This is a genomic window from Zavarzinia aquatilis, from assembly GCF_003173035.1.
In the GTDB taxonomy this organism is placed as follows: domain Bacteria; phylum Pseudomonadota; class Alphaproteobacteria; order Zavarziniales; family Zavarziniaceae; genus Zavarzinia; species Zavarzinia aquatilis.
In genome coordinates this window covers 155,718-172,994 of sequence record NZ_QGLE01000009.1, presented here as the reverse complement: position 1 = coordinate 172,994, position 17,277 = coordinate 155,718, and the positions used below count along the sequence as shown (strand labels likewise).

16 protein-coding genes are annotated in these 17,277 nt (G+C 68.1%); 10 read left to right on the top strand and 6 right to left on the bottom strand.

Annotated elements, in window-relative coordinates; genetic code table 11:
- The first annotated feature begins 74 nt into the window (after positions 1–74).
- The 3 genes from DKG74_RS15575 to DKG74_RS15565 all read left to right on the top strand — a co-directional run bounded on the left by DKG74_RS15575 (position 75) and on the right by DKG74_RS15565 (position 3,446).
- Positions 75–983: a DMT family transporter gene (locus DKG74_RS15575; protein WP_165837717.1), complete on the top strand. Its 909-nt coding sequence runs from the start codon at positions 75–77 to the stop codon at positions 981–983.
- A gap of 63 nt (positions 984–1,046) precedes the next feature.
- Positions 1,047–1,571: an inorganic diphosphatase gene (gene ppa / locus DKG74_RS15570; protein ID WP_109907095.1), complete on the top strand. Its 525-nt coding sequence runs from the start codon at positions 1,047–1,049 to the stop codon at positions 1,569–1,571.
- Positions 1,572–1,799: 228 nt separating this feature from the next.
- Positions 1,800–3,446 carry an NAD-dependent malic enzyme gene (locus tag DKG74_RS15565; protein ID WP_109907094.1) on the top strand — a complete coding sequence of 549 codons (1,647 nt, stop codon included), beginning with the start codon at positions 1,800–1,802 and terminating at the stop codon, positions 3,444–3,446.
- Positions 3,447–3,523: 77 nt separating this feature from the next.
- On the opposite strand, the gene glcF is transcribed toward DKG74_RS15565, so the two are convergent.
- Genes glcF through DKG74_RS15550 form a run of 3 tightly spaced genes read right to left on the bottom strand, consistent with a single transcriptional unit; the run spans position 3,524 to position 7,520 of the window.
- Positions 3,524–4,804, bottom strand: a complete 1,281-nt coding sequence (gene glcF / locus DKG74_RS15560; protein ID WP_109907093.1) for a glycolate oxidase subunit GlcF — start codon at positions 4,802–4,804, stop codon at positions 3,524–3,526.
- Positions 4,804–6,027 carry an FAD-binding protein gene (locus tag DKG74_RS15555; protein WP_243404145.1) on the bottom strand — a complete coding sequence of 408 codons (1,224 nt, stop codon included), beginning with the start codon at positions 6,025–6,027 and terminating at the stop codon, positions 4,804–4,806. Before DKG74_RS15555 ends, glcF begins: the two co-directional genes overlap by 1 nt.
- A 2-nt stretch (positions 6,028–6,029) precedes the next feature.
- Entirely contained in the window at positions 6,030–7,520 is a 1,491-nt protein-coding gene (locus DKG74_RS15550) for an FAD-linked oxidase C-terminal domain-containing protein (RefSeq protein WP_423841698.1), read from the bottom strand.
- Between the two features lie 167 nt (positions 7,521–7,687).
- Between DKG74_RS15550 and DKG74_RS15545 the strand changes: the two genes are divergently transcribed.
- Positions 7,688–8,518: a hypothetical protein gene (locus DKG74_RS15545; RefSeq protein WP_133251609.1), complete on the top strand. Its 831-nt coding sequence runs from the start codon at positions 7,688–7,690 to the stop codon at positions 8,516–8,518.
- Positions 8,519–8,545: 27 nt separating this feature from the next.
- On the opposite strand, the gene DKG74_RS15540 is transcribed toward DKG74_RS15545, so the two are convergent.
- Both DKG74_RS15540 and rimO read right to left on the bottom strand, forming a co-directional pair.
- A complete protein-coding gene (locus DKG74_RS15540) occupies positions 8,546–8,782 on the bottom strand; it encodes a DUF2061 domain-containing protein (RefSeq protein WP_109907127.1) in 237 nt (78 codons plus the stop codon).
- Positions 8,783–8,941: 159 nt separating this feature from the next.
- Positions 8,942–10,273, bottom strand: a complete 1,332-nt coding sequence (gene rimO, locus DKG74_RS15535) for a 30S ribosomal protein S12 methylthiotransferase RimO (RefSeq protein ID WP_207779377.1) — start codon at positions 10,271–10,273, stop codon at positions 8,942–8,944.
- Positions 10,274–10,437: 164 nt separating this feature from the next.
- Between rimO and DKG74_RS15530 the strand changes: the two genes are divergently transcribed.
- From DKG74_RS15530 to DKG74_RS15510, 5 genes are all read left to right on the top strand, one after another.
- A complete protein-coding gene (locus tag DKG74_RS15530; protein ID WP_109907089.1) occupies positions 10,438–11,112 on the top strand; it encodes a response regulator in 675 nt (224 codons plus the stop codon).
- A complete protein-coding gene (locus DKG74_RS15525; protein ID WP_109907088.1) occupies positions 11,109–12,461 on the top strand; it encodes a sensor histidine kinase in 1,353 nt (450 codons plus the stop codon). The genes DKG74_RS15530 and DKG74_RS15525 overlap by 4 nt, the downstream gene beginning before the upstream one ends.
- Positions 12,458–12,988, top strand: a complete 531-nt coding sequence (locus DKG74_RS15520; protein WP_109907087.1) for a cytochrome b — start codon at positions 12,458–12,460, stop codon at positions 12,986–12,988. The genes DKG74_RS15525 and DKG74_RS15520 overlap by 4 nt, the downstream gene beginning before the upstream one ends.
- Positions 12,989–13,061: 73 nt before the next feature.
- Positions 13,062–13,289, top strand: a complete 228-nt coding sequence (locus tag DKG74_RS15515) for a hypothetical protein (protein WP_109907086.1) — start codon at positions 13,062–13,064, stop codon at positions 13,287–13,289.
- A gap of 20 nt (positions 13,290–13,309) precedes the next feature.
- The gene (locus DKG74_RS15510) at positions 13,310–14,413 is read left to right on the top strand and encodes a hypothetical protein (protein ID WP_109907085.1); all 1,104 of its coding nucleotides are present in this window, start codon (positions 13,310–13,312) and stop codon (positions 14,411–14,413) included.
- 45 nt (positions 14,414–14,458) lie between these two features.
- On the opposite strand, the gene DKG74_RS15505 is transcribed toward DKG74_RS15510, so the two are convergent.
- On the bottom strand, positions 14,459–15,334 hold the full coding sequence (locus tag DKG74_RS15505; protein WP_109907084.1) for an aldose 1-epimerase family protein: 876 nt from the start codon (positions 15,332–15,334) through the stop codon (positions 14,459–14,461).
- 85 nt (positions 15,335–15,419) lie between these two features.
- On the opposite strand from DKG74_RS15505, the gene recQ reads away from it, so the two are divergent.
- Entirely contained in the window at positions 15,420–17,240 is a 1,821-nt protein-coding gene (gene recQ / locus DKG74_RS15500) for a DNA helicase RecQ (RefSeq protein WP_109907083.1), read from the top strand.
- The last annotated feature ends 37 nt before the right edge of the window (positions 17,241–17,277 follow it).

Genomic DNA, 17,277 nt, shown 5'->3' with positions numbered 1-17,277 from the left:
GATATCCGCACAAGCCCCTATTGGACGGTCCTTGCTTTCGGCGCGATCTTCAGCGGCCGAAAGGAATGTCCCCGATGATTGCCTTATGGATTCCGCTGACCGTGACCGCCGCCGCGCTGCAGACCCTGCGCACGGCCCAGCAGAAGCGCCTGACCGGCGTCATCGGCCAGAACGGCGCTCATTTCGCCCGCTATTTCTATGGCGCGCCGCTGGCTGCCCTCTTGCTGGCGGGCCTCGCCGGGCAGGGCGCGCCCCTGCCCGCGCCGGGGGCCGATTTCTTTCTCTATGCCCTGCTGGGCGGCATTCCGCAGATCGTCGCCACCGGCTGCCTGATCCATGCCTATACGCTGCGCAATTTCGCCGTCGCCACCACCTTCTCCAAGACCGAGACGATCCAGGCCGCCGTGCTGTCGCTGGCGGTGCTGGGCGAGGGCCTGAGTCCCGGCGGCTGGGCCGCCATCGCCATCGGCTTCCGCGGCCTCGTCCTGCTGACGACGGCGCGGCGCAGCGGCGGCACCATCCCGCTGACCGAGGCCTGGCGGGAGCCGGCGACGGTTTACGGCCTCGCGTCCGGCTTCTTCTTCGCCCTTTCGGGCATCGGCATCCGCTCGGCCGCCCTGTCGCTGCCGTCGGGCGACAGTCTGATCCGGGCCGTGACCACGCTCTGCGCGATCACGGCGATGCAGACCGTGCTGATGGGCCTCTATCTGCTCGCCGCCGACCGCAAGGCATTGAAGGGCGCGCTCGGCTTCGCGCGAAAGCCGGCGGCCAGCGTCGGGATCATGTCGGTGGTCGGCTCCTTCGGCTGGTTCCTCGCCATGACGCTGGAGCCCGTCGCCCATGTCCGCGCCCTCGCCCAGGTGGAAATCGTCTTTTCCATCGCCATGTCGATCCTGGTTTTCCGCGAGCGGCCGGTCCGCCGGGAATATGCCGGGGCGGCGCTGATCGTCGCCAGCGTGCTCTTACTGCTATTGGCTAGGTGATTTCTTTGGCCGCAGGCGCTATGGTCCGCGCCGCCTTACGCTTTTTTTGAACCGGGGACCATCATGGATATCAGCAAGGTTTCGATCGGCAAGAATCCGCCCGACGACATCAACGTCGTGATCGAAATTCCGCAGGGCGGCGTGCCGGTAAAATACGAACTGGACAAGGAATCGGGCGCGCTCTTCGTCGACCGCTTCCTGCACACCGCCATGTACTACCCGGGCAACTACGGCTTCATCCCGCACACCAAGTCGGGCGACGGCGATCCGGCGGATGTGATCGTGATCGGCCAGTCGCCGGTCGCCGCCGCCTCGATCATCCGCGCGCGCCCGATCGGCGCCCTCCTCATGGAAGACGAAGCCGGCGCCGACGAGAAGATCATCGCCGTCCCCGTCGACAAGCTGCATCCCTTCTACAAGGACGTGAAGTCCTACGCCGACCTGCCGGACATCCTGTGCGAGCAGATCGCCCATTTCTTCCAGCACTACAAGGATCTGGAAAAGGGCAAGTGGGTGACCATCGTGAAGTGGGTCGGCCCGGAAGAGGCCAAGGCGCTCATTCTCGAAGCGATCGAACGGGCAAAGTAAGACGGCGGCGCATGTTGCGCCGCACCCAATTTACCTTTCGATGCGAAATCGCATGATGGGGGTGCCGGCAACGGCACCCCTTTTCATTTGCGCATGACGCCCCTCGCCTTAGACCAAGGAGAAGGTTGCGCACCCCGGCAGGCTCCACTACCTCTGCGACCAGATCGCGGCGTATAGTGCCCGCAGGCGATCGCCGGACCCTTTGGATCGACAAGAAAGCCAAGACCAATGACCAAGGCATCGGTGCCAGGCGGTATTCCCACCGGCATGGATCTCATGCAGAACCCCCGCCTGAACAAGGGCACGGCCTTCACCGAGGCGGAGCGCGAGGCTTTCGGCCTGATCGGCCTGATGCCCGAGGGGATCGACACCGAGGAAAACCGCCTGAAGCGCATCATGCTGCAGCTGGCGAAGAAGTCGACCGACATGGGCCGCTACATCTTCCTGCAGTCCCTCGCCGACAACGACCGCACCCTGTTCTACAAGACGATCATGTCGGACCCGGTCCGCTTCATGCCCATCGTCTACACGCCGACCGTGGGCGCCGCCTGCCAGACCTACGGCCACATCATGCGCCGGCCGAAGGGCATCTATCTCGGCATCAACCGCAAGGGCCGCATCGCCGAGATCCTGCGCCACTGGCCGGAGAAGGACATCCGCTTCATCGTCGTGACCGACGGCGAGCGCATCCTCGGCCTTGGCGATCTCGGCACCAACGGCATGGGCATTCCGATCGGCAAGCTGAACCTCTATACCGCCTGCGCCGGCGTGCCGCCGCGCATGACCTTGCCCGTCATGATCGACGTCGGCACCAATAACGAGGCTCTGCTGCGCGACCCGCTCTACATGGGCCTGAAACAGTCCCGCGTGCGCGGCAAGGACTATGACGACTTCCTCGAGGAATTCGTCCAGGCGGTGCAGGAAGTCTTCCCGCGCTGCTGCATCCAGTTCGAGGATTTCGCCAATGTGAACGCGGTGCCGCTGCTCGAGCGGTATCGCAATCGGGTGAGCTGCTTCAACGACGACATCCAGGGCACCGCCGGTGTCGCCGTCGCGGGCGTGCTCGCCGCGCTGCGCATCACCGGCAAGCCGCTGACCGAGCAGCGATTCCTGTTCCTTGGCGCCGGCTCGGCCGGCACCGGCATCGCCAATCTGTTGTCGCAGGTCATGCATCAGGCCGGCCTGCCGCTGGAGGAGGCGCGCGCCCGCTGCCACCTCTTCGACATCGAGGGCCTCGTCGTCGAGAGCCGCAACGATCTCGCCAGCTTCCAGCGCCCCTTCGCCCACAAGGGCGAGCAGCTGCGCAGCTTCGCCGAGGCGATCGAGGCCCTGAAGCCGACCGGCATCATCGGCGTCTCCGCCGTCGCCAAGGCCTTCACTCAGGAAGTGATCGAGGCAATGGCCCGCCTGAACGAGCGGCCGATCGTCTTCCCCTATTCCAACCCGACCAGTCACGCCGAATGCACGGCGGAAGAAGCCTACAAATGGTCGGAAGGAAGGGCGATCTTCGCCTCCGGCAGCCCCTTCCCGCCGGTGCGCATCGGCGACAAGACGCTGGTGCCCGGCCAGGGCAACAATGTCTATATCTTCCCGGCGGTCGGCCTCGCGGTCTATGCGACCGAGGCCAGCCGCGTGACCGACGGCATGTTCATCACCGCCGCCCGCGCCGTCGCGGAGCAGGTGACGCAAGCCGACCTCGACGCCGGCCTGATCTATCCGCCGCTCTCGGGTATTCTCGAAGCCTCGGTCCAGGTCGCGGTGAAGGTCGCCGCCGAAATCTTCAAGGAAGGCCAGGCCCGCGTGCCCGAGCCGGAAGATATCGAACTCTACATCCGCTCGCGCATGTGGCGCCCCAGCTACAAGCAGCTGCTGTAGGGCGGCTTTCCACAAAATCGTCGCCCCGGCGAAGGCCGGGGCCTTGTGACGAGAAGGGGTAAAAGCCTCTTCGGCGGTCAGCCGGGCGGCAGGCCCTCTGGCGCCGGCCCGCCGGTCGCCCAGTCCAGCAATTCGACCGTGTGCAGCACGGGCAGGGCGCCGTGCAGCCCGATCTGGGTCATGCAGCCGATATTGCCGGCGGCGATCAGCGGCGCGCCGGTCGCGGCGAGGGCGGCGGCCTTGTTGGCGCCCAATGGCGCCGACAAGCCGGGTTGCAGCATGTTGTAGGTCCCGGCCGAGCCGCAGCAGAGGTGCGGATCGACCGGCTCGCGCAACGCAAAGCCCGCGCGGGCGAGCAGGCGTTTCGGCGCCGTCACCCGCTGGCCGTGGCGCAGCGAACAGGCATCGTGATAGGCGATGGCGCGCCCGGCGGCGACACCGGTGGGCGCGAGGTCCACGCCGTCCAGCACTTCGCTGACATCCCGGGCGAGGGCGGCGAGGCGGGCGGCCAGGGCGGCGCGCGCCGGGTCGTCCTTCAGCAGATGGCCGTAATCCTTCACCGTGGTGCCGCAGCCGCTGGCTGTGACGATCACCGCGTCGAGCGTGTCGATCTGCCCGGCGAGGGCGTCCACGACAGCGCCGGCCATGGCCCGTGCCTTCTCGTCCTTGCCCATGTGCAGCGGCAGGGCGCCGCAACAACCCGCCTCGGGCACCACCACCTCGATGCCGTGCCGGGTCAGCAGGCGGACCGCCGCGTCATCGACAGCGGGCCGCAGCACCGGCTGGATGCAGCCCGTCAGCAGGGCAACGCGTAGCCGCCGGGGCCCCTGCGCCGGGTGGCGCTGGCCGGGCCGTACCACGGTCGGCGGCGGCAGTTTCGCGGGGATCAGGGTGCCGAGCGCGCCAAGGCGCCCGGGCAGACGCCGCACCACGGGCGCGAACAGGAAGCCGGCCAGCAGGGCGAGACGGAAACGCCGCCGCCCCGGCAGGGCAAGGGCGAGCAGGTCGCGGATCAGCCGGTCCACGAACCCGCGCGGTGCCGTCGCCTCGACATGAGCCTTGCCGTGTTCCACCAGCCGGCCATAATCGACGCCGGACGGACAGGTGCTCATGCAGTTGAGGCAGCCGAGGCAGCGGTCGAGATGGTCGCGCACCGTCTCGTCCGCCGGGCGGTCGGCCTCGAACATTTCCTTCATCAGGTAGATGCGGCCGCGCGGCCCGTCCAGCTCGTCGCCGGTCAGCAGATAAGTCGGGCAGGTCGCGGTGCAGAAGCCGCAATGGACGCATTTGCGCAGGATTTCGTCGATCTCGGCGATGGCGGGATCGGCCAGACGCTCGGGCGTGAAACTGGTGCGCATCAGTTCGGCCCCGAAATACCGGACCCCAGGATGCCGGGGTTCAGGATGCCGGCGGGATCGAAGGCGGCGCGGATGCGTGCTTCGAGCGCGGCGAGGCCGGCCGGCGGCGGCTCGAAGGCCGGCACCTGCGCCTTGATCGCCGCGGGGGCGCGCACCAGCGTGGCATGGCCGCCCAGCGCCTGCACACGGGGCCGGATGATCGCCGCCCCGGCATCGGCGAGCGGCGGCACCGCCAGCCACAGGCGCCCGCCCGCCCAGTCGGCGAACCAGCGAAGACCGGGGATCGAGGTGGCGAGGTCGGCGGCGAGGCTGCAGCCCGCGGCCGGCGGCACCGACAGGCGCCACAGCGCCCGCGCACCGTCCGGCAACAGTCCGGCGATGTCGCGGATGGCGACCCAGGTCTCGTCCGAGTCCGGGCCGTCGATGGCCTCGACGGGGGCGATGTCGCCGACCAGCGTCTGCAGGTCCGCCAGCCGTTCGTCGAGCGCGACCGAGGGCCCGTCGAAGCGGACGAGGACCGCGGCGGCCGCCAGCGGGTGGCGGGTGCGCACCGCGACCTCGGCCGGCAGATAGGCGATGGCCAGCGGCTCCAGCGCGGAGCCGGAAATCCGCTGCATCAGGCGCCCCGCCGCCGCCGGATCGAGATCGAGCAGGGCCGCCGTCACCGTGGCCGGCGCCCGGCCGGCGACGCGCAGCGTGAGCCTGGTCATGGCGGCGAGCGTGCCGAAGGAGCCGGCCATGAGCTTGGGCAGGTCGTAACCCGTTACATTTTTGACGACGCGGCCGCCGGCCTTGAAAATCTCGCCCCGGCCGGTCACGGCTTCCACCCCCAGCAGATGATCGCGCGCGGCGCCCGCCCGCGGCCGCCCGGGCCCGGACAGATTGGCCGCGATGGCGCCGCCGACGGTGCCAAGGCCCGGCGCCTCGCCGAAAACGGGGCCGATATCGGGTGGATCGAAGGCGAGGCGCTGGCCTTCCTCGGCGAGCGCCGCCTGCACGGTGGCGAGCGGCGTCGCCGGGCCGAGGGTAATCACCTGTTCCGCCGGCTCATATCGCTCGATCCCGGAAAAGGCGGAGAGGTCGAGCACGGCATCGGCGACGACCGGATGGCCGAAGCCGGCCTTGGTGCCGCCGCCGACCAGATGCAGCCGGGTGCCCGCGGCGTGGGCCCGTTCGATGACGCCGGCCAGACGCTCGGCGGAGGTCGGTTGGAAGCGTTCCATCGTCAGAACCTCGGCAGTTCGGGAAAGCGCAGCTTGCCGCCCGAGACATGCAGGCGGCCCAGCTCGGCGCAGCGGTGAAGCACGGGAAAGACCTTGCCCGGGTTCAGCAGCCCGGCGGGATCGAAGGCGCATTTCAGGCGCTGCTGCACGGCGAGATCAGTCTCGTCGAACATCTCGCCCATCAGGTCGCGTTTCTCGATGCCGACGCCGTGTTCACCGGTCAGCACGCCGCCGACGGCGACGCAGGCGCGCAGAATGTCGGCGCCGAAGGCTTCCGCCTTGTCAAGCTCGCCCGGGATATTGGCGTCATAGAGGATCAGCGGGTGCAGGTTGCCGTCGCCCGCGTGAAAGACGTTGGCGCAGCGCAGCCCGTAATGGGCCGAGAGTTCGGCGATCTTCGTCAGGATTTCGGACAGGCGGGCGCGGGGGATGGTGCCATCCATGCACAGATAATCGGGCGAGATGCGGCCGACGGCGGGAAAGGCCGATTTCCGTCCGGCCCAGAAGCCTAGGCGTTCCGCGTCGTCCCGGGTGCGGCGCAGGCTGCGCGCGCCCGCCGCATTGAGGAGGGCGGCAACCTCGTCCATCTGTGCCTCGACCTCGCCGGCCGGGCCGTCGAGCTCGACGATCAAAAGGGCGGCTGCCTCGCGCGGGTAACCGGGGTGGCAGAAATCCTCGGCGGCATTGATGGCGAGACTGTCCATCATCTCGATCCCGCCGGGCACGATGCCGGCGCCGATGATGGCGCCGACCGCCGCCCCCGCCGCCTCGACCGTGTCGAACCCCGCGAGAAGCGCGCCAATGCCCTGCGGCTTCGGCGTCAGGCGGACCGTGACTTCGGTGACGACGCCAAGCAGGCCTTCCGAGCCGGTGATGACGCCGAGCAGATCGTAGCCCGGCCCGTCCAGCGCCTTGCCGCCGCCAAGGCGGATCACCGTGCCGTCGATCAGCACCATTTCAAGACCAAGGAGATTATGCGTGGTCAGGCCATATTTCAGGCAATGCACGCCGCCCGAATTCTCGGCCACATTGCCGCCGATGGTGCAGGCGATCTGGCTCGACGGATCGGGGGCGTAGAAGAAGCCGTCCGCCTCCACCGCCTTGGTCAGGGCGAGATTGGTCACGCCCGGCTGCGCCGTCAGGCAACGGTTGGCGAGGTCGATGTCGAGAATGCGGTTGAAGCGGGCGAGGCTGAGCACGATGCCATCCTCGAGCGGCAGCGCCCCGCCGGACAGCGAGGTGCCGGCGCCGCGCGGCACCACCTTGACCTTCCGCCGGTGGCAGAGCGCGAGCACGGCCGAGACCTCCGCCGTCGTCCGCGGCAGGACGACCGCCAGCGGCCGCTGGACATAGGCGGTCAGGGCATCGCATTCATAGGGGCCGAGAGCGGAGGCTGCCGAGATCACGGCATCGGCCGGCAGCAACCGGCCCAGTTCCGCGACCAGCGCCGCCCTTTCCCCCATCACCGCCTTGTCGGCAGCCGGCATGATCAGAGCCATCGCTCACCTCCCGGCACAGGATGGCAGGTCGCCGCGCTGTTGCAAGTCTGCGACGCGGATGATCCCGGGGCGCAAGTGCATCCAATATGGCGTTAATTACAGAAGAAACCGGCGCAATTTTATGTCGCTATAGCCCGGACGATCCATCGTAAGGACTCCATGTGACCGCCGGAAGAGCATTCCCGCGCGCGAAAGGCCGCATCATTTCCGCGCCGACCCTCGGCCTTGCGGCGATGGTGGCGCTCGGCCTCGCGGCGGCACCGCCGGCCCTGGCGGAAACCCTGGTGGTTTCGGGCGTGCCGCTGGAATTGTCCGCGCCGTCCGGTTATTGCCGCCTGTCGCCCGACGTGCCCACCGAAGCCGCCGTCGCCCGGCAGCTTGCGCAGGCGGAAAAGGACACGCTGCGGCCGGCCCTCGCCTTCGCCGATTGTCTGGAGCTGGAAGACTGGCGCGCCGGCAGGCGCCGCGACCTGACCACCCTCGGCCAGATCGGCGGTCAGGTGGTCGGCGGCGAAGTGCAGCGGGCGGACAGCATTCCGGTCTTTTTCCGCGATCTGCGCGGCCGCCTGCCCCGGCTTTCCGCCGCCGAGGCCGTCGCCCTGCCCGGGCAGGACGGGCTGCTGGTCGAAGGCGCCGGCTTCGCCGTGCATGGCGGCCTTGTGGAGCGCGGCCGGGCGGCCGAATTGCATCTGGGGGCGACCACGGTCATCGGCGGCGCCATCGTCGAGATCAGCATTTATATGCCCGCCAGCCCGACCGGGGCGGACAATGCCGCCCGCCTCGCCGAGGGCGCGGGCAGCCTCGCCCAGGGCACGGGCGAGATGCTGGCGATGAACGATGTCTTCGACGAGGCGGAAAAACCGTCGAACTACAATCAGGCCGGCAGCCTCAACCAGCTCACCGCCATCGTCGCCGGACTCAGCCTGATTTCGCTGCTGGGCATCCGCTCGCTCTGGCTGCTGTTGCGCGCGCCGCGTCGCCGTCAGGTCTGATCGCGCCCTGTCTCAGGCTTAGCCATCTCAGGCGTGGCCGCAGATCAGGCCGTGTGAAGACGATCTTTCCTCCGTCCCCTTGCCCCGACCCAGACGCTTCCACGCCTGTTCGTGGAAGAAGAAGACCACCGTGTTCACGGCGGGCTCCACCAGCGCGACGCCGGTCGCGATCTGGACCGAGCCGGTGAAGGCATAGGTCACGGCGAAGCCGACGCTGAAGTGCAGCAGGGCGAAAGTCGCTGTCTTTGCCAGATCCCGAGCCATGGTCGACACCTTTCCTCGTCCAAACCGCCGTATTGCGAATTATTATCAATAAATTTTCAGGCAGGCAAGGCGGAATTTGCGATTGGCTCGCAAAAACAGAGAGGGCGCGGCGATGTGGCTCGCCGCGCCCTCTGAAACCGGTTCCGATGGCGCCGGGGATCAGTTCTGATCGGCGAGATGGCCAAACAGGTCGTATTCGCCCGCCTCGTCGACGGTCACGCGGACGATCTCGCCCGGGCGCAGGCGCCGGGTCGGTTCCTCGACGATGACATTGCCGTCGATTTCCGGCGCATCGGCGTGCGAGCGGCAGATCGCGCCGTCCTCGGGGTCGATCTCGTCGACGATCACCTCGAGGGTGCGGCCGACCTTGGCGTCGAGCTTGGCCATGGAGATTTCCTGCTGGACAGCCATGAAGCGGTTCCAGCGTTCCTCCTTCACCTCTTCCGGGACGGCACCGGGCAGGTCGTTGGCCGGCGCGCCGTCGACCGCCTCGTAACGGAAGCAGCCGACCCGGTCGAGCTGCGCTTCCTTCAGCCAGTCGAGCAGGAGGGAGAAATCCTCCTCGGTCTCGCCGGGGAAGCCGACGATGAAGGTCGAACGGATGGCGATATCGGGCACGTCGCGGCGCCAGGCGGCGAGGCGCTGCAGCACCTTTTCCTGATTGCCCGGGCGGCGCATCGCCTTCAGCACGGTCGGCGAAGCGTGCTGGAACGGAATGTCGAGATAGGGCAGCACCTTGCCCTCGGCCATCAGGGGGATGACGTCGTCGACATGCGGGTAAGGATAGACATAGTGCAGCCGCACCCAGGCGCCCAGTTCGCCCAGCGCCCCGGCGAGATCGGTCATATGCGCCCGCCGCTCGCGCCCACGCCATTCCGCGCCCTTGTGGCGCAGGTCGACGCCGTAAGCCGACGTGTCCTGGCTGATCACCAGCAATTCGCGCACGCCGCCGTTCACCAGATTCTCGGCCTCGCGCAGCACCTCGTCGATCGGGCGGGAGACGAGATCGCCGCGCAGGTGCGGGATGATGCAGAAGGAACAGCGGTGATTGCAGCCTTCCGAAATCTTCAAGTAAGCGTAATGGCGCGGCGTCAGCTTGACCCCCGCCGCCGGCACCAGGTCGACGAAGGGATCGTGGCGCGGCGGCACCACCTGATGCACAGCCGACATCACCTGTTCGTAGCGGTGCGGGCCGGTAACGGCCAGCACGCTCGGGTACTGCTCGAGGATGAGGTCGGGCGTCGCGCCGAGGCAGCCGGTGACGATCACCTTGCCGTTCTCGTTCAGCGCCTCGCCAATGGCTTCCAGCGATTCCGCCCGCGCGCTGTCGAGAAAGCCGCAGGTGTTCACGACGACGACATCGGCACCGGCGTAATCGGGGCTGATGTCGTAACCCTCGGCCTTCAGCTGGGTCAGGATGCGTTCGGAATCGACCAGCGCCTTGGGACAGCCCAGGGAGACGAGACCGACTTTCGGGCCGGCCCGGGACACGCTGGTCGGGGGCACGGCGACGGATTTGGACATGGATTTTCTCAGGGTACGGTTCTGACCGCCTTTATGGGTGCTGGCGGCCGGTTCCGCAAGGGGCGCCGCCGTCAGGTAACGGTCAGCAACGGCCCCTAGGCTGCGCCCCGGTTGTAGCAAGGCCGGTTCCGATGCGTTTGTTGCTGCTCGAAGATGAAGACACGCTTGCCGGCCTCGTCGCCGCCGGCCTCGGCCAGGCCGGCTTCAGCGTCGACCGCGCCGCCAGCCTCGCCGAGGCCGGGGACATGGCCGGACTTTACGATTACGACGCCATGATCTTCGACCGCGGCCTGCCGGATGGCGATGCCCTTGGCCTGCTGCGCGATTTGCGGCGGCGGAAATGCGCGGTCCCTGTCCTTGTGCTGACCGCGCGCGACGCGGTCGAGGACCGGATCGAAGGCCTGAACACCGGTGCCGACGATTATCTGGCCAAGCCCTTCGCCCTGAGCGAACTGGTCGCCCGATTGCGCGCCCTGCTGCGCCGGCCCGCGCTTTCGGTATCGCCGCTGATCGGCCTTGGCAATCTGCTGTTCGACCCGGGCGAGCGGGTGGCGAGCGCCGACGGGCGGCCGCTGTCCCTGTCCCCCCTTGAATGCAATGCGCTGGAAATCCTGCTGCGCCGGTCGGGCAAGGTCGTGCGCCGCGCCCAGCTCGAACATGGCCTCTACGACGCTGACACGATCATCGGCTCCAACACCATCGAGGTGTTGATGCACCGGCTGCGCCGCAAGCTGGAGCTGGCGCAATGCGACTGCATGATCGTGACCGTGCGTGGCCTCGGCTACCTGCTGCAGCCCGCCTCATGAGGTATCCGTCGCTTCAGCGCCGGCTGGCCCTGCGCATCGGCGCCCTGTTTCTGGTGACCATGATCGCCGGCATCGGCTTCGCCATCTTCCGTATCCAGGCGGTCGGTCCCGCCTTCGACCGCTTGAGCCTGAAGACCCAGCTCGACACGCTGGCCGCCGACCTGCCCGCGGGCGCGCCCCCGGCCTATTCGGGTGGCGAGACCGCGCCCATTTTCGCCGTCTGGGACGAGAGCGGACGGGCCATCGCCCGGTCGCCCGGGGCCGATGCCGCCGGCATCGCCGCCCGCCTGCCGGCCAAGGGCGAGGGCTTCTTCCAGTACCGCCCGCCCGCGACCGGCCCCGACCGCCCGGTCATGCGCGACGGCCTCGCCGCCCATCGCACGGTCGGCGGCCAACCGCTGATCGTCGCCGTGATCGAAGGGCTGAATCCAGACGATGAACTGCTGGGCCTGATGGCGGACGAGGCGACGGACGATCTGCTCTTCGTCGGCATCCCCTTCACCCTGATCGCCGGCCTGATCGGTGTCGCCACCCTGCGCGGCAGCCTCGCCGTCGTTTCCGAAGTCTCGAACACCGCGCGCGCCATCGGCCCTTCGGCACCCGGCCTTCGCCTCGACCGGCCGGGTATTCCGCGCGAACTGCTGCCCCTCGTGCAGGCGGTCGATGGCATGGTCGACCGGCTGGAAGCCGCCATCGAAAGCCAGCGCCGTTTCACCGCCGAGGCGGCGCATCAGTTGCGCACCCCCCTCGCCATCGCCGTCGCCCGCCTCGACCAGGCCGGCGCCGACGCAGGCCCCCTCGCCGCCGGCCTGCGCGGCGATCTCGACCGGCTGGAGCGGCTGGTGCGGCAGATGCTGGCCGCCGCGCGGGCCGAGGCCGGTCTCTATGCCGGGCCCGCCGAATCGCTTCAGGTGCGCGCCCTCGCCGAAGACGCGGTCGAGGCCCTGCTGCCACTTGCCTTCTCGCTCGGCGTCGAATTGGGCATCGAGGGCCGGGACGACTTCGCCCTGACCGGCAATCGCGCCGCCCTGCACGGCATGATCGCCAACCTGATCGAGAATGCCCTGGAACACAGCCCGCGCGGCGCCGCTGTCGATATCGCCATCGACGATCACGCCATCAGCGTCGCCGACAGCGGCCCGGGCGTTCCGGCCGAGCTGCGCACGCGCATCTTCGAGCGCTTCTGGTCCGGCACCAAGCCGGGCGGCCGTCAGGGCAGCGGCCTTGGCCTCGTCATCGCTTCCGCCATCGCCCGCCAGCACGGTGCCGACCTGAGCGTCGGCGATCGACCGGGCGGGGGGGCTGTTTTCACTGTAGACTGGAACCCGTCAGCAAAGGACCGACCATGACCTCTCGCCTTCCGATACCCGCCGCCGTGAAACTGATGCATTGGACCGTCGTCCTGCTCATCGTCGCCTTGTTCGGCATCGCCTGGAGCATCGACAGCTTCGAGGCCGGGCCATTCAAGACCGGCCTCATCGACCTGCACCGGTCCCTCGGCCTTGTCGTCTTCGTGCTGGCGCTGATCCGGCCGGTGCTGCGCTTCGCCCTCGGCGGGGTCGAATCGGCCGGCAACGGGCTGACCGATCTGGCCGCCAAGGGTCTTCACCTCGCGCTTTATGCCGCGCTCATCGTGATGCCGATCGCGGGCTGGGTCGCGACCAACGCGAACGGCGGGTCGGCCCTGCTGTTCGGCATTCCCGTGCCCGATCTCGTCGCCAAGGACGAGGGCATGGCCGATCTCGCCTTCGGCGCCCATGAAGTGCTGGGCAATCTGATCGTGATCGCCGTCGGCCTGCATGTCGCCGCCGCCCTGTGGCACCACTTCGTCCAGCGCGACGACGTGCTGCGCCGCATGTTGCCCGGCCGCTCGTAAGGTCGGCGTAAGGGGGCGTCGGCCAGTCTCCCGTCCAGCCCATCCGTGAGGATGCGTTTGGAAGGAAGACCTGATGCGTTTCATCGTGCTCATGCTGGCGCTGGCCGGCGCCACCCCTGCCTTCGCCGATTGCGCCGCCGATATTTCGGCGGCAAAGGCCGCCGCCGCCGGCATGACCGACAAGGACAAGGCCCAGGAACTGACCACCCTGGTCGACCGCGCCAATCTGGAACTCACCGCGGAACATGACGAGCGGGAATGCCGCGACATCATGAAAGACGCCTCGAAGCTGATGAACTGATCGGCGAAGGGGCACAGATCATGAAATCCCTGTCATTCCTCGCAGGGGGCATCGCCCTCCTCGCGCCACTCGCCGCTTTCGCTGACGGCAGCTTTCCGATGCTGAACTCGGAAACCTCGCTGGAGGTCCAGAACGACGGCATCGTCCGCAACAGCGACAAGGCGACCGGCACTTACGACGACATGCACCTGAAGGTGGAACAGGAAACCGGCCTGTTCCTGACCCCGGAATTCGGCATCAAGTCCCAGCTGGTGCTGGAGCCCCTGATGACCCCGGACGGCGACCGTTTCTTCGCCAACAACGGGCTCTATCTCGAACAGCTCTATGCCCAGTACCGCACCGATGTCGCCGGCATCTATGCCGGCAAGTTCGATCCGCTGTTCGGCCGCGCCTATGACAATGCCCCCGGCATCTACGGCACGGATTTCGCGGGCGACTACGAACTGACCGAGGCGGACGGCGTCGGCGGCATCGCCGATTTCGGCAATGATCGGGTCGGTCACTACGAGCTGAAGGCCGCGGCCTTCACCCTCGACACCACCTTCCTGTCGGAAAGCCTGTTCACCCGGCCCAATGGCACCAATCCGCGCACCGACCGGCCGCGCCGCTTCACCCGCGATCAGGGCGGTCTCTACAACACCGGAGATCTCAATAATTTCACCGCCGACGTGAACATGTTCGGCCTCGCCGCGATCCCCGATCTGACCGCCTATGTCAGTTTCGAATCGCTCGGCAACGGCACGCCGGGCGCGGCGCGCCAGACCGGCGTCGCGGCTGGCGCCGAATATGCGATCGACCTCGGCGACGATGTCAGCCTGGTGCCGCGCGGCGAATACGCCCATTTCGACAATGTCGACGGCGACAAGGCGACCAATGCCGATTATGTCACCGCCTCGGTCGAACTCGACAAGGGGCCGTGGGACGTCGCCGTGATCGGCGGCATCCGCAAGTTCAATTCGACCGACCCCGCGGCCGACTATACCGATCACCTGCGCGAAATCTCGGCCGGTTACACCTTCGAGAATGGCATGAAGCTGGAAGTGAGCGCGGCCGGCGAGAGCGACGCCGGCACCGACGCGACCCTGATCGGCGCCAAACTGTCGTGGTCGCTGCGTAACCCCTGAGATTTTCCCCTCGCCCTCTCACCCCCCGGGGGCGAGGGGGAACCCTCAGGCACCGGGAGAAATGGCCTCTACCCGGTAGGAGAATTCGCGGGTCTCGCCCGGCGCCACCAGAAAGACGCCGGGCTTGTCCGCGAATTCACCATCGAAACCGAGCGGACTGGCGAAACCCGCCCACGGCTCGATGCAGAGCCAGCCGGCCCCCGGCTTCATCCACAGGCCGAGCTGCCCGAAGCCCGCCCAGGAAAAACGGATCGCCCGCCCCGGCCCGCCAAACACGAGCCCCCGGCTGACCGGCGCATCGAGGATCAGGGCATCGTCGACGAAAAGCGCGTCCGCCAGATCGAGGCGACGGCCCCGGATCGGCGTTTCGTGCAAGGTGGGCGACAGCAAGCCCCCTTCGAGACGGCGCACCGGCGCCGGCTCCGCCTCGTCGAACAGCAGATGATGCGCCGTCTTGGCCGCGCCGGGATCGAGCGGCCACAGGAAGGCGGGATGGGCACCGACCGAGGCGGGCAGAACCTCGCCCCCCGGATTGCCGACCTCATAGGTGACACTCAGCCCCGAAGCGTCGATCCGGTAGACGAGATCGAGGGTGAAGGCGAAGGGATAGCGCGCCCTTGTTTCATCGTCGTCGCTCAGGCGGAGGCGGCAATGATCAACGCCCGCCTCGATCACCGTGAAATCCCGGTCGCGGGCGAAGCCGTGCTGGCCGAAGCTGTAGACCTGCCCGCCATGGCGCAGGCGGTCTCCGGCCAGCTTGCCGACGATGGGAAACAGGTTCGGGGCATGGCGGCGCCAGGGGTCCGTCGCCGGCCACAGGATATCGCCCCAGCCCCGATACGAGAGGGCGGCGAGTTCGGCGCCGAAGCGCAGGATGCGGGCCGACCAGGGGCCGGCGGCGATGTCGATCGTCTCGGTCATGACCTCATGTTTAAGCCGCCGCCCCTTGCGAAGAAAGGGGGCAAGGGGTGTTGGCAGGCGGTGCGCCGCCTTCTATAAGCGCTGCATGTCCGCCCGCCCCGCCGATCCTGTCCATGTCCTGCGCGAAACCTTCGGTTTCGAGGCCTTCCGGGGCCGGCAGGCGGAGATCGTCGCCCATGTCGTCGGCGGGGGCGATTGCCTCGTCGTCATGCCGACGGGCGGCGGCAAATCCCTGTGCTATCAGGTGCCGGCGCTGTGCCGGCCGGGTGTCGGCATCGTCGTCTCGCCCCTCATTGCCCTGATGCAGGATCAGGTCGAGGCGCTGCGCCAGCTGGGCGTGCGCGCCGCCGCGCTGAATTCCGCCCTCGACGCCGCCGAGGCAAGGCAGGTCGAGCGGGCGCTGCGTGCCGGCGAACTCGACCTTCTCTATGTCGCGCCGGAGCGGCTGCTGACCGAGCGGTTCCTCGACTTGCTCGACGAATCGCCGCTGGCGCTTTTCGCCATCGACGAGGCGCATTGCGTCTCGCAATGGGGCCATGATTTCCGGCCGGAATATCTGCAGCTCGAAGTGCTGCACCGGCGCTATCCTTCGGTGCCGCGCATCGCCCTGACCGCGACCGCCGACGGGCCGACCCGGCGCGACATCGCCGCCCGCCTCGGCATCGAGGACGCGCCCCTGTTCCTCGCCGGCTTCGACCGGCCGAACATCCGCTATACGGTGACGCCGAAGCTGGAGCCCCGCGCCGCCCTGAAACGCTTCCTCGACAGCCGTAAAGGCGAGGCCGGCATCATCTACTGCATGAGCCGGGCCAAGGTCGAGACCATGGCCGAATGGTGCCAGGCCCAGGGCTACCCCGCCCTGCCTTATCACGCCGGCCTCGACCGCGCGGTGCGGGCGAAGAACCACGATCGCTTCCTGAAGGAAGACGGCGTGATCATGGTCGCGACCATCGCCTTCGGCATGGGCATCGACAAGCCGGACGTCCGCTTCGTCGTCCACCTCGATCTGCCGAAAACGATCGAGGCCTATTATCAGGAAACCGGCCGCGCCGGGCGCGACGGCCTGCCCTCGGAAGCCCTGCTGTTCTATGGCATCGAGGATGTCGCGCGGCTGCGCCAGCTGATGGCCGGCTCCGACGCGGGCGAGGATCACAAGCGGGTGGAGCGCAGCAAGCTCGAAGCCCTGCTCGGCTTTTGCGAGACCGCCCATTGCCGGCGTCAGGTCCTGCTGTCCTATTTCGGCGAGACCGACACCAAGCCCTGCGGCAATTGCGATACCTGCCTGTCGCCGGTGAAGACCCGCGATGGCACGGAAGATGCGCAGAAGGTCCTGTCCTGCCTCTACCGCACCGGCCAGCGTTATGGCGCGGTCCATGTCATCGACGTGCTGACCGGCCATGAGACCGAGAAGGTGAAGAGCCAGGGTCACAACGAGATCAAGACCTTCGGCGCCGGCAAGGACAAGCCCGCCAGCCATTGGCGCAGCGTGATCCGCCAGCTCGCCGCCCTCGGCCTCCTCGAGGTCGATCTGGAGCGGCACGGCGCCCTCGTCCTCAATGGCGATTCCTGGCCCGTGCTGCGGGGCGAGCGCAAGGTCGAATTGCGCGACGAGCCCGCCCCCGTCGCGGCGCCGAGGCGCGGTACGAAGCGCGGCCCGGTGGAGCGCCCGGCGGAAGACAGCGCGGCGGGCAGCCTGTTCGGCGCCCTGCGCGCCCTTCGCCTCGAACTCGCCAAGGAACAGGGCGTCGCGCCCTATGTCATCTTCCACGATACGACGCTGATCGCCCTCGCCGAGCGGCGGCCGCTGGACCATTACAGTTTCGCCATGATCCCCGGCGTCGGTCAGGCCAAGCTGGAGCGCTATGCCGACCGCTTCATCGACGTGATCGAACACTTCGACGACTGAGGCGCGGCACCGTGCCGCTTTGTGCCGGGCGCCGGTG